The organism is Paenalicyclobacillus cellulosilyticus, assembly GCF_014647315.1.
GTDB classification, from domain to species: Bacteria; Bacillota; Bacilli; order Alicyclobacillales; family Alicyclobacillaceae; genus Alicyclobacillus_J; species Alicyclobacillus_J cellulosilyticus.
This window is the reverse complement of record NZ_BMOY01000160.1, coordinates 345-575: the sequence shown is the minus strand read 5'-3', so window position 1 is coordinate 575 and position 231 is coordinate 345. Positions and strand designations below refer to the sequence as shown.

Below are 231 nucleotides of genomic sequence, written 5' to 3'. Positions count from 1 at the left end.
CTCGTGGGGCATGAGGATGAAAAAACATTTCGTGTGATCTATGCATCTGGAATACCACATGAGTCGATGATTGCATTATCAGCGCTCTCAGGTCCATTATCAGGCGCTACTGGAGATCAGTCACTTAGTGAATGTCTGAGTGCTAATAAATTAATGGTTTATGAATGCTTACCGCACAAACAATCCTTAATCGCAAATTATGATGCGGCAATCATTAAAGAATCGAGTCAT

The 231-nt window shown here is 40.7% G+C and carries 1 protein-coding gene; it reads left to right on the top strand.

Annotation, left to right across the window (positions count from 1 at the left end; translation table 11 throughout):
• Positions 1 to 231: hypothetical protein (locus tag IEX97_RS13855; protein WP_229776957.1), on the top strand; the 231-nt coding region annotated here is incomplete at both ends.